This is a genomic window from Methylobrevis albus, from assembly GCF_015904235.1.
In the GTDB taxonomy this organism is placed as follows: domain Bacteria; phylum Pseudomonadota; class Alphaproteobacteria; order Rhizobiales; family Pleomorphomonadaceae; genus Methylobrevis_A; species Methylobrevis_A albus.
Genome location: NZ_JADZLT010000052.1, coordinates 154,224 through 167,683 on the forward strand (window position 1 = coordinate 154,224; position 13,460 = coordinate 167,683).

Sequence of the window (13,460 nt, forward strand, 5' to 3'; positions counted from 1 at the left end):
TCGTCGCGCCGCTGCGTCCGGCTTCGGGCATCCCGTCCCGCCGCCCGGCCGTCGCCGGGCGCGCGTTGTTTCCAGCCCGGCGGCGGTCGGTTCGCTCCGACACCGCCGCCGCGGCGCCGTTCGGAGAGCTTCCGCCATGAGCCATGATTCCATCCTCATCATCGACTTCGGCAGCCAGGTGACGCAGCTGATCGCGCGCCGGGTGCGCGAGGCCGGGGTCTATTCCGAGATCGTGCCGTTCCAGTCGGCCGAGGCGGCCTTCGCGCGGATGCAGCCGAAGGCGGTGATCCTGTCGGGCAGCCCGGCCAGCACCTCCGAGATCGGCTCGCCGCGGGCGCCGCAGGCCATCTTCGACGCCGGCATCCCGGTGCTCGGCATCTGCTACGGCGAGCACACCATGTGCGCCCAGCTCGGCGGCGCCGTCGAACCCGACAACCACCGCGAATTCGGCCGCGCCTTCATCGAGATCGCCGAGGACTGCAAGTTGTTCGAGGGGATCTGGGCCAAGGGCACGCGCCACCAGGTCTGGATGAGCCACGGCGACCGGGTGACCGCGCTGCCCGACGGCTTCAAGGTGGTCGCGACGTCGCCGGGCGCGCCGTTCGCGGCGATCGCCGACGAGAATCGCCGCTTCTACGCCGTGCAGTTCCACCCGGAAGTGGTGCACACCCCGGACGGCGCCAAGCTGCTCGCCAACTTCGTGCACAACGTCGCAGGCGTCGCCGGCGACTGGTCGATGTCGGCGTTCCGCGAGGAGGCGATCGCCCGCATCCGGGCGCAGGTCGGACCTGAGCGCGTGATCTGCGCACTGTCGGGCGGCGTCGATTCGGCGGTCGCCGCGGTGCTGATCCACGAGGCGATCGGCGAGCAGCTCACCTGCATCTTCGTCGATCACGGCCTGATGCGGCTCGGCGAGGGCGAGCAGGTCGTGACCCTCTTCCGCGAGCACTTCAACATCCCGCTCGTGCACGTCGATGCCGCCGACCTCTTCATCGGCGAGCTCACCGGCGTCGCCGACCCGGAGACGAAGCGCAAGATCATCGGCCGCCTGTTCATCGAGGTGTTCGAGGCCGAGGCGAAGAAGCTGGCGCTGGACGGCAAGCCGGCGAAGTTCCTCGCGCAGGGTACGCTCTATCCCGACGTGATCGAGAGCGTGTCGTTCACCGGCGGCCCGTCGGTGACGATCAAGTCGCACCACAATGTCGGCGGCCTGCCGGCGCGGATGAACATGCAGCTGGTCGAGCCGCTGCGCGAACTCTTCAAGGACGAAGTCCGTGCGCTCGGCCGCACGCTCGGCCTGCCCGAGACCTTCATCGGCCGCCACCCGTTCCCGGGCCCCGGCCTCGCCATCCGCGTGCCGGGCGGCATCAGCCGCGAGAAGCTCGACGTGCTGCGCCAGGCCGACGCGATCTATCTCGACGAGATCCGGAAAGCCGGCCTCTACGACGCGATCTGGCAGGCCTTCGCCGTGCTGCTCCCGGTCCAGACCGTCGGCGTGATGGGCGACGGCCGCACCTACGAAAACGTCCTCGCGCTCCGCGCCGTCACCTCCGTCGACGGCATGACCGCCGACTTCTACCCCTACGACATGACCTTCCTCGGCCGCGTCGCGACACGGATCATCAACGAGGTGAAGGGCGTGAACCGGGTGGTCTACGACGTGACGAGCAAGCCGCCGGGGACGATCGAGTGGGAATGACGATGAAAGGCACAGCCCTTCTGGGCTGTGCCTTTAGCTGACTGACTGGCGGGCAAATAAGCCGGAAGGCTCTTTGCCCGCTTTTGTTCGGCCGTTCAGCAATTCCGATCGACGAAAACCGACCGGATGCTCTCAGCACGGTCCCGTCTTCAGTCAACGGTCGGAGGCACCCGAGCGCGGATGCGCCTTTTCGCCATGCATCGTCAAACGGAAAACGGACAACATCCGCGCCTCCCGCCATTCACGCGCCCCAGCCAACGACACCGTGCCCGCCAAAAATCATGCGGCGAATGAACGGTTGCGCCAACGAGGCACTGAATCCGGTTTCCGGCGCGCTGGCGATGTCGAGCCGGTGCATCTGGTCGGCGGTCATCCGTAACTCCGCCGCAGCAATGTTGCTTTCCAGCTGCGACAGCTTGCTCGCGCCGATCAGCGTCGATGCCACACCGGGTCGGGCCAACGTCCAGGCCAACGCCACCTGCGCAGGCGGTCGATCGAGTTCGAGTGCGATCGCCTTCAAGACATCGAGAATGTCCCAGTTGCGATCGACGAATTTGCTGTTGCCGAATGGGTTGGCACCGCTCAGTCGGCCGGTGCCCGCCGTGTTCTCGCGTGCGTATTTGCCGGTGAGAAAACCTCCCGCGAGAGGGCTCCAGGGCATGATCCCCATCGCGGCTTCGTGCGCCACGGGGAAGTGCTCCGCTTCCACATCGCGGGCGACCAGCGAGTATTCGAGCTGCATCGCGATCGGGCCGGGAACGCGGCGTTCGCTGGCGATCGTCGCGGCCTTCATCGCCAGCCATGCGGGCATGTCCGAGAAGCCGAAATAGCGGATCTTGCCGGCACGAACGAGATCGCCAAGCGTCTGAACGATTTCCTCGACCGGCGTCACGCCGTCCCAGACGTGCATCCAGTAAAGGTCGACATAGTCGGTCCCGAGCCGCTTCAGCGAGGCATCGAGTGCGCGGTGAATGTTTTTCGCACCCGCGCCGCCGGCATTGGGATTGCCCCCGCCGGCTTGGGTCGCGCTCAGAGGGCTCGCCGAGCCGTTGAACCCGAACTTTGTCGCGAGCACGACCTCGTCCCGGCTGCCACTGTCGGCGATGAACTTGCCGACCAGCGTCTCGCTCTCGCCACCTGAATAGATGTCGGCGGTGTCGACAAAATTGCCCCCGGCCGCGCGATAAGCATCGAAGATTGCGCGGGATGTCGCTTCGTCGGCACCCCACTCGCCGGGACCAAAGGTCATTGTACCCAGTGCGAGTGGGCTGACGACGAGGCCGGACCGGCCAAGCGTGCGGAAATCGGTGAGGGACATGGAGGATCTTTCATAGCGTTCGTTATGAAAGCCATGCTAGGTCGGGCCGGTCGAGTCAACCCATTCCCGAGTGATCACTATGAAAGGTTCGAAGCCGCCTCCCTCGCGCCGAAAGACCGGACGGCCACTTTCGTTCGACCGCCACGCTGCGCTCGAACGAGCGATGCTGACCTTCTGGCAGCACGGCTATGAGACGACCTCGATCGTCGATCTGACGACGGCGATGGGGGTGACGGCCCCCAGCCTGTACAGTGCGTTCGGCGATAAGAAGCGCTTGTTTCTCGAAGCGGCACGCCTCTACGCCGGCGACCCCGAAGTGATGGCCGGCGAGATCCGGGGCGCGCCGACGGCGTACGATGCTGCGAACGCGATGCTGACCAGCGCCGCCATCGCGTTTACCGGGGAGGCGACGCCCAAGGGATGTCTGCTCGCCAGCGCGACCGCGAGTGGTTCGGCTGAAGCCCGCGACGTTCAGGGCGAGATTGCCGGCATTCGCAAGTCGATCGCCGCTAGTCTTGAAGCGCGCATCCACTCCGACGTGGCGAACGGCGCACTGCCCGGCGCCACCGACGCCGCTGCGCTGGCTGGCCTCATCATGGCTGTCGTCCAGGGAATGTCGGTTCTGGCGCGCGACGGAGCATCGCGCTCTTCCCTGCTCGGGATCGTTTCGGCTGCACTGGCTGCGTGGCCGAAAGCCGATGGGGCATGCGGATGTCCAGACCGGGACGACGGCTGATTGACGGCCGCACCTACGAAAACGTCCTCGAGTTCCGCGCCGTCACCTCCGTCGACGGCATGACCGCCGACTTCTCCCCCTACGACATGGCCTTCCTCGGCCGTGTCGCGACACGGATCATCGACGAAGTGAAGGGCGTGAACCGGGTGGTTTACAACGCGACCAGAAAGCCGCCGGGGACGATCGATTGGGAGGGATCTTCACCGGGCCGGGCGCTCCGGCTCTTCGCTGCGGATCAGCGGACGGACGGGGTTTCGATTGGCCGGGCCGGCCGGGCAATCGATCGATGCCTATGGCGAGGCACCACAACGCCACGCGCTCGACAAATCGCGAGGTGCGACCTACATAAGCTTCCATGTCGAAACGGGAGTTCTAACTTGGGACCCGACGGGCCAAGTCCGCCCTCGAAGCCCCCTGAAGCTGTGCCCGGTTGGCCGGGTCGGTTGCGATCTGCTGTTTCGGGCCGCGGCGATATGCGAGATCGCCGCCTTGCGCCGGGACGCCCGGCTTTCGGCGCGCCTCGCCGCGTTGCCGGCTCCGCATTCTCTCAACGTTCCAAGTGTTCATATCCTCCCCGTGCCCGGTCGTGTCCGGCGGCGAGGGCATCGCGGCTTGGTCCGGCCGGCGTCGCCGCTGCGATTGCGGCGCAAGCGAGCTGCCGCCGGGCGACCGCCGCTGGAGCATGGTCGAGGGGCCGGCATCCGCGGCCGCTGTCGCGACGCCGACCGGCATGCCGCTCCTCCCGCCAGGCTGCCGACGCCTGCGGCAGTAGTCGCCGGGCCGGTCCGGCCCGCACCACCGAAATGCTTGCCGCCATATTTCCAAGCCGTCAGGCCCTACTGCGCCGGCTGCAGGCCGATCGGCCATGCCCGCAGCGCCAAACGCGCACCGTGCATCGTGATCAGCCTACGGCGCCCTGGCATCGTTGCCTTGCGTCGCCTTTCCCGCTTGCGCCTCGACCCCTTCCTCCAGCAACAGGTGATGAAACCGCCGTGCCCAATCCTGATGGCCCGCCCGCTCAACGACCGACCCTCGCCTTGGTGATCCCACGATGATGGAAGCGCTGCTTGGCCTGCTGCTCGGCCTTGTCGTCATTCTGGCGATCATCGCGGTGAACGGGTACTTCGTTGCCCAGGAGTTCGCCTACATGGCGGTGGACCGCACGCGGCTCGCCGCGCGGGCGGCCGAGGGTGACGTCGCAGCCGAGCGCGCGCTCACCGTGACTCGGCGCACCAGCTTCATGCTGTCGGGCGCCCAGCTCGGCATCACCATCACCGGTCTGCTCGTCGGCTTCGTCGCCGAGCCGCTGGTCGGTCGTTCGCTCGGCGTGCTCCTCGGCGCGGCGAACATTTCCACCGAGGTGGCGGTCGCCACCGGCACCATCGCCACCCTCGTGCTTGCGACGATCGTCCAGATGATCTTCGGGGAGCTCTATCCGAAGAACCTCGCCATCGCGAATGCCGAACCGATGGCGCGGGCGTTCGCCCGCTCCACGCTGCTCTACATGCGGGTGTTCGGCTGGCTGATCACCATCTTCGACAAGTCGGCCAACCTGCTGCTGCGGGTGCTGCGGATCGAGCCCGTGCACGACCTCGATGTCAGCGCCTCGGCCGCCGACCTGCCGCACATCATCGCGGCCTCGCGCGCGAGCGGCGATCTGCCGGCCGAGCTCGCGGTGATGCTGGATCGGATCCTCGATTTCCCCCAGCGCACCGTCGAGCACGCCATGGTGCCGCGCTCGCAATGCGACTGGGTCGGTCCGGAGGCGACGCTGGAGGATCTGCGCGACCTCATGGCGCGCGCCCATACCCGTTATCCGGTGGTCGACGACGACGATGCGCCGATCGGGCTGGTTCACCTCTCCGATGTGCTCGCCCGCATGGAATCTGGCCAGACGGGCGAGTCGGTCCTCACAGTGATGCGGCCCGCCCCGGTGATCCCGACCCTGATGCCCCTGCCGGCGGCCCTGGAGGAACTGGTGCGGACGACCAATCAGCTCGCCTGCGTGATCGACGAATATGGCGGCTTCGCCGGCGTGCTGACCCTCGAGGATCTCGCCATGGAGATCGTCGGCGAGATCACCGACGAGCATGACGACGCGACCGAGCAGGCCGTCGTGTCCGAAGGCGACGGTGTCTGGCTCATGGACGGCGACGTGCATCTCGACGAGGTCGAGCGTGCCATCGGCCACGACCTGCCGCGCGGCGACGTCGAGACCGTGGCGGGCCTGCTCATCGCCGAGAAGGGCGGCCTGCCCGCGGAAGGCGAGACGGTGACGATCGCGCTCCCCGCCGATCCGGCGGAACTCGCGACCAACGAGCTGGTGCAACGGCGGCTCGAGGTCGATGTGCTGCGCATCGAACGCCATGTGCCCGCCGAGGTGCGCGTGCGCCTCGTCGAAGTGGCGGCGGAGGAGGGCGACCGATGAACGATCCGCTCTTCATCGCGCTGGCGACCCTCGCGCTGATCGCGCTCAGCGCCGTCTGCGTCATCATCGAATTCGCCCTGCTCGGCGCGCGCCGGCATCGGCTCGAGGAACTGGCGGCCGACAGTCGCTCCGCGCGTGCCGCGCTGCGCGGCATGAACGACCTGACCCTGATGCTCGCGGGCGCGCAGCTCGGCATCACCGCCTCGACCTTCGGTCTCGGTGCGGTCACCAAGCCGGCTTTCGACGTCTGGCTCGGGCCGGTCTTCGCCGCGCTCGGCTTGCCCGAATGGGCGGCGGGCGCGTCCGCCTTCGCCGCCGCCCTCTTCATCGTCACTTTCCTGCACCTGGTGGTGGGCGAGATGGCGCCGAAATCCTGGGCGATCGCGCATCCCGAGACCTCGGCGCTGGCGATCGGCCTGCTGTCTCGCGCCATGCTCTGGCCGTTGCGGCCGCTGCTGCGCTGGGTCAACAGCATGGCGAACCGGCTGGTCAGGGCGAGCGGCGTCGAGCCTGTCGAGAGTGCGGCCGTCGGCGGCCAGGACAGCGCGACCATCCGCCAGCTGGTCGAGCACTCGGCCAAGGTCGGGACGCTCGACCCGCAGATCCAGCAGCAGATCTCGGGACTGATCGATCTCGGCAAGTTGCCGGTCGAGGCACTCGTCACGCGGTCGCCTGTCCATGTCGGGCCGACCGCGACCGTGGGCGAGCTTCGTGCCGTCGCGCTGCAGTCGGGACACATGCGCATCCTGATGCTCGGCGGGGAGGGCGCGGCGCCGTCCGTGGTGCATGTGCGGGACACGCTGACGCTGCCGACGACGCAACTCGCGCGGGACAGCGCCCGCCCGGCCTTCAAGCTCGCAGCGAAGGCGCCGGTCTACGAGGCGCTGGCCCGCATGCGGGGTGCCAGCGTGCAGATCGCCGTCGTGATGGACGGCGACGCGGTCCGCGGCGTCATCACCCTCGCCGACATCCTGAAGCACGTGCTCCCGGCGGGGGTGGTGGCTGTCCGGTCGCCGGCCGGAGCGAGGACGGCATGACGATCATCGACCGGTTCGCGCGCGGCGGACGGCCGGTGCCACGCGGGCGGCCGCGGCGGCGGCGGTCCGCCGGCTGTTGCCGCTGATGGACGCGCTGATCGCCGGCTTCGAGCGCTGGATCCGCGACAGTTCGGGCTGGGCGCCCGTCGCCGTCTTCGCCATCACCTGCCTCGAATCGCTGCCCGGCATCAGCCTGCTGGTGCCGGCGACGGCCCTGCTGCTCGCCGTGGGGGCGCTGCTCGGGACCGGTGCGCTGGAGCCGGGGCCGATCGTGGTCGCCGCCGTCACGGGCGCGATCGCCGGCGACGCGGTAGGCTTCTGGGTCGCCCGCGCGGTCGGGCCGCGCGTGGTGCGTCGATGGCTGCCGCGGCGCCAGCGCCGCGCCTATGCCCGCGCGCGGCTGCTGTTCCGGCGCTGGGGCTGGGCCGCCGTGTTCTTCGGCCGGTTCCTCGGCCCCGTGCGCGCGTTCGTCCCGGTGCTGGCGGGCGTCGCGCGGATGCAGGAGCGGCGTTTCCAGACGGCCAACATCGCCTCGGCCCTCGTCTGGGCGCCCCTGATGCTGCTGCCGGGCTACACCGCGACGCGCGGCATGGAGGAGATGGCGGCCAGCGACAATCCACTGCTGTTCGGCGGGGTGCTGCTGCTTCTGGCCGCGGCGGCCTGGCCGCTCTGGCGCCGGTTTCTCTAGCGAGCGGCTCGTCCGCAGTAAGGCGCTACGTCTTCTGTTTCGCGAGGCGGACGACGGTGTCCGCGGCGGCGGTCGTCAGTCGTCGAAGGCGAGCGCGTGGGCATCGCCTTGCCAGAAGCGGTCGAGCTTGTCCCACCAGCGCCTGCTTTCCGGCCCGAGCCGGGATTTCACGGCCGCCAACGTCACTTCGCTTTCGGCAGTATGGTTCTGCAAGGTCTCGAGCAAGCCGATGGTCGCGGCTTCCCGGACGAAGTGATCACCGTCGACATGCCAGCGCTCCACCACAGCGAAGATCGCGTCCAACCTCTCGCTGCTGCCGGCTTCGAGGCACTCCAGGATGTGCCTCGCCAACGATCCGAGCGCCACATAGATCGGCGGCTCCGGCTCATCGACCCATTCGGCGAGGAACTCTGTCCAGTGCGGGTGGAAGGACGGGTCGGCGACGAGCAGTGTCTCGATCATGTGATCACGGGTGATCGGTGCCAAGTCCATGAATTTCTGACCTACGACTGATGGCGATCTGGCCTCTTGACCTGCCGAACGACCAGAAGCGGATCGCAAACTATCGCGGTGCGGGGGCGTCGGCCATCGTGCCGAAGCCGGCTTCGGACGTCTTCCGGCAAACCTCGTCGACCAGCGGCACGCGCCGTCAGAGCCTCGGATCGATCGGCTCGCTTTCGAGCGCCAGCACCGCGAACACGCATTCATGGACCCGCCGCAGCGGTTCGCGGGCGACGAAGCGCTTGAGGGCTTCGTGGCCGAGCGCGAATTCGCGCAGGGCGAGATTGCGCTTGGCGCCGAGGCCCCGCTCGCGGAGACGTACGAGGTTGCCGGGGGCGTCGTATTCGGGGCCATAGATGATGCGGAGGTATTCGCGGCCGCGCACCTTCAGGGCGGGCTGGATGAGGCCCTTCGTGCCGCGCGCGACGAACGGGCGCGGTTTGACCACCATGCCTTCGCCGCCGCCTTCGGTCAGCGTCTCCCACCATGCGACCGCGCCCGCGACAGCGCGCTCGTCATCGAGCGCGACGGTGCGCCATGCCGTGCGGCACACGACGGCGCCGCCGGCCGCGGCCATGCGATCGGCCTGGCTCATGTGCCAGACGTGATCCTCGCCGAACCAGAGCCGTCCCTCGCTCGCGAGCAGATGGAAGGGCGCGACCTTGAGGTCGTCGATCCCGGACACCGGCCAGACGTAGGGCGCCCAGGCCTTGCCGTAGAGCGCGGCCCGCCGGGCGCGATCGGCGAAATGCGCGCCGACATCTGCGACCTCCACGCCGCGGGCGCCGGCCCGGGTGAAGGCGTCCGTGGCGGCGGCAAAGCCTGCCCGGGATGAGGCCGCGACGGGGGCGTACTGGCTTTCGATCAGGCTGCCGGCCTTGGCCGACCAGGGCATGATCTCGGCATCGAGGAGCAGCCAGTCCGTGCCGAGCTCCGCCCAGAGGCCGGCACCATCGACCGCCGCGCGCAGCCGGGCGAGCACCCCTTCGGTCGTCGCCGGATCACCGAAGAAGGCCCGTCCCGTGCGGGTCCAGATCGCGCCGGTATCGTCGCCGGTCACGCCGAAGCGGTTTCTGGCGGCGTCTGCCGTCCTGCAGAGGGCGATCACGGCGCGGGAGCCCATGTGCTTCTCCTCGCACACGACCTCGGCGACGCCGCGCTCCCGGAAATGCGCGAAGGCCTCCTCCGGCCGCTCGAGCCAGCCGTCGCGATCGCTGGTCTCGGAGGGCGACATCGTCGGCGGCAGGTAGGCGAGCCACTGCGGCGCCAGTGCGAAGCGGCTCATCACTTCCAGCGCCGCGGACGCGTTTTCTTCCGCGACGACGACGTTGCCCTTCAGCTCCGTCTCGATCCAGCGGCGTCCGCTGACGTCCTTGATGTCGAGGACGGCATCCGCGCCGGCCTGGGCCGACGCCGGGTCGAGGCTGCCGCCGAGCGGGCGGACCGGCTCGGACCAGATGCGCTCGGCCGGGACCTCGACGAGGTCCTTCTCCGGCCAGCGCAGCGCCGTGAGCTTGCCGCCGAAGACGCAGCCCGTGTCGATGCAGAGTGTGTTGTTGACCCAGTCGGCGCGCAGCACCGGCGTGTGACCGTAGACGACGGTCGTCGACCCGCGATAGCTCGCCGCCCAGTCGGCGCGGACCGGCAGGCCGAATTCGTCGATCTCGCCGGTCGTCTCGCCGTAGAGCGCGAACTCGCGCACCGTGCCGGAGCCGCGGCCGATCATCTCCGCCTTCAGGCCGGCATGGGCGACCGCGAGCCGGCCGCCGTCGAGCCAGAGGTGGCTGCGCAGCCCGTCGAGGAATTTCGGCAGGGCGTCGCGGAAGTCGCGGCTCTGGTCCTTCATCTGGTCGATGGTCTGCTGCAGGCCGTGCGCGATCGTCACCTTTCGGCCTGCCAGCCAGCGCTCGAACTTGCGGTCATGATTGCCTTGGACGGCATAGGCCGTTCCGGCCGCCGTCATGCTCATCGCGATACGCAGCACGTCCGGCGAGTTCGGCCCCCGGTCGACGAGATCGCCGACGAAGACCGCCTTTCGGCCTTCGGGCGGCGTCACGGCGACCGTCCGCTCGCCATGCTCCTCCGACCACTCGATCCGGTATCCGAGCCGGGCGAGAAGCGTCTGCAGTTCGTCGGCGCAGCCGTGGACGTCGCCGATGATGTCGAAGGGACCAGAGTCGTGGCGCTTGTCGGTCCAGAGCGGCTGCCGCGCGACGGTCGCCGCCTCGATGGCGTCGACGCTGGTGAGCTTCCAGACCTGGCGGAAGCCCTCGCGCTGCAGGCCGCCGAGGCCGCGCCGCACCTCCGCCGTCATCCGCTGCACGACCTGGCCGCCAAAGGCACGATCGGGCCGCGCCTTGTTGCGCGCTATGCAGACGTCGATGCCTGGGTCGAGGACGATGGCGACGGGGAGGGCGTGCCACTGGCGCGCGAGGTCGATCCAGGCCTTGCGATCGGCCGGGCGGACATTGGTGGCATCGATGACCGCGAGCTTGCGATGCTTCAGCCGCCGGCCGGCGATTTCAGCTGCCAGCGCGAAGGCGTCGGCGCTGACGTCCTGGTTGGTTTCGTCATCCGAGATCAGGGCGCGGCAACGGTCGGACGAGATGATCTCGGTCGGACCGAAATGCCTGGCTGCGAACGACGATTTTCCCGCACCCGTCGAGCCGATGAGCACGACGAGAGAGAAATCGGGGATATCGATGCTCTGGGCGGCCGTGCTCATCGGGTGAATACCGCCATCTGTGTCGGTGCGCCCAGCGTTTCGTCCAGCCGGCCGATGCCGCTGAAGGCCGGCCGATAGCCATAGGTCGATCCGATCTTGCCGGCCCAGGCTTCGAACTCGGCCCGTGTCCATTCGAACCGGTGGTCGGGATGGCGAAAGGCGCCGGCAGGCAGGTTCGGAAACAGCGCGTTGTAGTCGGCGTTGGGGGTCGTGACCACGACGGTGGCCGGGCGCGTCTCGCCGAACACCACGCGCTCGACCAGCGGCAGCCGATCCGGGTCGAGATGCTCGATGACCTCGACGAGCGCGGCGGCGTCGACGTCGGCCCACCGACCGTCCCGATAGGTCAGTGATCCGTGCAGCAGCCGCACGCGCTCCTCCGGCGGGCCACCTGGAAGATGCAGCTTCAGCCGTTTCGCCGCCCATTCCAGCTCGCGCGCGGCGGGATCGAGGCCGATCAGCCGCTCCGCCCACCGCTCGCGCAGCAGGCGTTGCAGCAGCCTTCCCTCGCCGCAGCCGAGATCGGCGATGGTTTTCGCGCCGGCGGCCCGGAGCGCGTCGACGACCGCCGCCAGCCGTTCGTCGTGCAGGCGCATGGGCGCTTCCAGGGCGTCTTCCGGAGCCCGGCGCGCCTCCGGCTCGATGGCCTCCTGCTGCGTCTCCGGCGCCAGTTTCTCCAGCGCCGCCCGCGCCAGCACGCCGCGGTGACGAAGATAGCGGCGGACGATCAGGTCCTTCGCCGGGTGGCTGTCGAGCCAGCCCTCGCCGCGCTTCAGCAGCTTGTCGATCTCGTCGTCGCCCACCCAGTAGTGCTTGGCGTCGTCGAGGACGGGAATGAGGACGTAGAGATGGTTGAGGAGGGCGCTGAGGCGAGCCGTGCCGGTCAGTTGCACACGCGCATAGAGGTTGCTCATCGCCGCCGCGTCCGGACCGGGGACCGGATCGACGCTGACGCTCCAGCCGAGCGGTTCGAAGAGCTGACGGAGCAGCTTCTCGCCGCCGCGCATCGGCAGGGGGCAGATCACGGCTTCGAGCGGCAAGGCGCTGTCGGCGAGATCCTGCCGCGGCTTGCAGACGCCGGTCATCGCCGTCCGGAACGCCTTGTTCAGCGCGACCGAAAGGAACGAGGACGCCGCATAGGGGCGGTCGTTGACATACTGGTCGAGCAGGCCGTCCGCGCTGCCCTTGCCGCGGACCAAGCCGACGGGGTCGACGTCGAGCACAAGCGCCGCTTCGCAGCGAGTCTCGCCGGCCTCGGGATAAAACACCCAAGCCTTGCCGAACGTCTGCTCGATCTCGTGCAGCCGGTCGGGATGCTTGTGGAGCAGGTACCCGAGGTCGGTGGCGGGCTGGCAGGTGGTCGCAATCGATAGAAACATGCTCTCAGATAGCTGATGGCGGGACTTGCAGCCACCTTGGGTTTCAGCTTTCCGATGCTCTTTCAGCCGCTGTCGGCGATGCGTTCGTGGCAAGCGCCATGGGCAAGTGGCCGGGCGCCGTCCGGCGGCCGGGTCGCGGCCGGTCCTCAGAGGCGGACCAACGGCAAGCCTGCCAGCGCCTGCGCGAAGACCGCGGCGGTGAGGGCCGTGTAGGCGAGCGCCACCCAGCGCAGGCGATGCACGGGGATGGCGTTCCGGTCGGCCAGAAGTCCGGCTAGCGGCAGCACCTGCATCGCGTGCAGCGCGAGGAAATGCGCGGGCCGGATGTCGCCGACGCTGGCCGACCAGCCGAAGAGGGGCAGGGTGGCGGCGCCGGCGAGCTGGGTGCCGACGTGGGTTCCGGCCGAGCCCATGTATCCTGCCGTCACCAGCGTCAGGCCGGCGGAGAGCAGGAAGCCCCAGCCGATGCCCCAGCGCAGGCCGGGGGCGAGGCGGGCGCCGGCGTCGCGCAGCGCCGCGAGGCCGAAGACCGCAACGCCTGCGACCAGCGCCAGCGCGCCGACGCCCATCAGGCTGTACATCAGCGCCGTGAACGGGGTGGCGACGTTGTAGTGCGACGCGGTCTGCTGCGCCGCCATGGCGATGATGTAGGCCATCTCGCCGATCATCGCGGCGGCCATCACCGCCGTGGTGAGCCGCAGCGTCCAGCTGCCGCGCCAGGCCGGGGACAGGCGCTGCTCGGCAAGCGCCAGCGTGGCGAACAGCACCGTGAAGGAGACGGCGAACTTCAGCGGCTTGCTCCACACCGGCACGCCCTGCAGCAATCGGTCGTCGACCAGCCCCCAGGCCGCCGTCAACACGACGAGGGCGAAGGACAGCGCGGTGAGCACGGCGAGCGGGCTCGGCGGCGCCGGTCCGGTCGAAGCAGGGAAATCCGACGAGGTCATCG

Annotated in this window: 10 protein-coding genes and 1 pseudogene; 6 read left to right on the forward strand and 5 right to left on the reverse strand. The window is 69.0% G+C overall.

The window, feature by feature from the left end; genetic code table 11:
- Window positions 1–136: 136 nt before the first annotated feature.
- Complete coding sequence (gene guaA, locus I5731_RS14380; RefSeq protein WP_197312094.1) at window positions 137–1,699, forward strand: glutamine-hydrolyzing GMP synthase; 1,563 nt, start codon at window positions 137–139, stop codon at window positions 1,697–1,699.
- Between the two features lie 241 nt (window positions 1,700–1,940).
- Here guaA and I5731_RS14385 read toward each other — a convergent pair whose 3' ends face one another.
- A complete protein-coding gene (locus tag I5731_RS14385; RefSeq protein WP_197312095.1) occupies window positions 1,941–3,017 on the reverse strand; it encodes an aldo/keto reductase in 1,077 nt (358 codons plus the stop codon).
- Between the two features lie 163 nt (window positions 3,018–3,180).
- Here I5731_RS14385 and I5731_RS14390 point away from each other — a divergent pair, with 163 nt between their 5' ends.
- The 5 genes and pseudogenes from I5731_RS14390 (at window position 3,181) to I5731_RS14410 (ending at window position 7,906) form a co-directional block, all read left to right on the forward strand.
- A complete protein-coding gene (locus I5731_RS14390) occupies window positions 3,181–3,753 on the forward strand; it encodes a TetR/AcrR family transcriptional regulator (protein ID WP_235981799.1) in 573 nt (190 codons plus the stop codon).
- A gap of 2 nt (window positions 3,754–3,755) precedes the next feature.
- Window positions 3,756–3,947: pseudogene (locus tag I5731_RS14395) on the forward strand (GMP synthase (glutamine-hydrolyzing)); the annotation flags it as partial.
- An 860-nt stretch (window positions 3,948–4,807) separates the two neighbouring features.
- Window positions 4,808–6,181: a hemolysin family protein gene (locus I5731_RS14400; protein ID WP_197312097.1), complete on the forward strand. Its 1,374-nt coding sequence runs from the start codon at window positions 4,808–4,810 to the stop codon at window positions 6,179–6,181.
- Window positions 6,178–7,218 (forward strand): CNNM domain-containing protein, encoded by a 1,041-nt coding sequence (locus I5731_RS14405; RefSeq protein WP_197312098.1) that lies wholly within the window; start codon window positions 6,178–6,180, stop codon window positions 7,216–7,218. The genes I5731_RS14400 and I5731_RS14405 overlap by 4 nt, the downstream gene beginning before the upstream one ends.
- An 85-nt stretch (window positions 7,219–7,303) precedes the next feature.
- Window positions 7,304–7,906, forward strand: a complete 603-nt coding sequence (locus tag I5731_RS14410; RefSeq protein ID WP_197312099.1) for a DedA family protein — start codon at window positions 7,304–7,306, stop codon at window positions 7,904–7,906.
- A 75-nt stretch (window positions 7,907–7,981) separates the two neighbouring features.
- On the opposite strand, the gene I5731_RS14415 is transcribed toward I5731_RS14410, so the two are convergent.
- From I5731_RS14415 to I5731_RS14430, 4 genes are all read right to left on the reverse strand, one after another.
- Window positions 7,982–8,392 carry a DUF7674 family protein gene (locus I5731_RS14415; protein ID WP_197312100.1) on the reverse strand — a complete coding sequence of 137 codons (411 nt, stop codon included), beginning with the start codon at window positions 8,390–8,392 and terminating at the stop codon, window positions 7,982–7,984.
- A 163-nt stretch (window positions 8,393–8,555) separates the two neighbouring features.
- Window positions 8,556–11,132 (reverse strand): polynucleotide kinase-phosphatase, encoded by a 2,577-nt coding sequence (locus I5731_RS14420; RefSeq protein WP_197312101.1) that lies wholly within the window; start codon window positions 11,130–11,132, stop codon window positions 8,556–8,558.
- Window positions 11,129–12,604 carry a 3' terminal RNA ribose 2'-O-methyltransferase Hen1 gene (locus tag I5731_RS14425; protein WP_235981801.1) on the reverse strand — a complete coding sequence of 492 codons (1,476 nt, stop codon included), beginning with the start codon at window positions 12,602–12,604 and terminating at the stop codon, window positions 11,129–11,131. The genes I5731_RS14420 and I5731_RS14425 overlap by 4 nt, the downstream gene beginning before the upstream one ends.
- Before the next feature lie 53 nt (window positions 12,605–12,657).
- The gene (locus I5731_RS14430) at window positions 12,658–13,458 is read right to left on the reverse strand and encodes a hypothetical protein (RefSeq protein WP_197312102.1); all 801 of its coding nucleotides are present in this window, start codon (window positions 13,456–13,458) and stop codon (window positions 12,658–12,660) included.
- Between the last annotated feature and the right edge of the window lie 2 nt (window positions 13,459–13,460).

Coding starts and splice junctions, on each gene's coding strand:
- guaA (WP_197312094.1), top strand. CDS start 137: ATGAGCCATGATTCCATCCTCATCATCGACTTCGGCAGCCAGGTGACG.
- I5731_RS14385 (WP_197312095.1), bottom strand. CDS start 3,017: ATGTCCCTCACCGATTTCCGCACGCTTGGCCGGTCCGGCCTCGTCGTC.
- I5731_RS14390 (WP_235981799.1), top strand. CDS start 3,181: ATGCTGACCTTCTGGCAGCACGGCTATGAGACGACCTCGATCGTCGAT.
- I5731_RS14400 (WP_197312097.1), top strand. CDS start 4,808: ATGGAAGCGCTGCTTGGCCTGCTGCTCGGCCTTGTCGTCATTCTGGCG.
- I5731_RS14405 (WP_197312098.1), top strand. CDS start 6,178: ATGAACGATCCGCTCTTCATCGCGCTGGCGACCCTCGCGCTGATCGCG.
- I5731_RS14410 (WP_197312099.1), top strand. CDS start 7,304: ATGGACGCGCTGATCGCCGGCTTCGAGCGCTGGATCCGCGACAGTTCG.
- I5731_RS14420 (WP_197312101.1), bottom strand. CDS start 11,132: ATGAGCACGGCCGCCCAGAGCATCGATATCCCCGATTTCTCTCTCGTC.
- I5731_RS14430 (WP_197312102.1), bottom strand. CDS start 13,458: ATGACCTCGTCGGATTTCCCTGCTTCGACCGGACCGGCGCCGCCGAGC.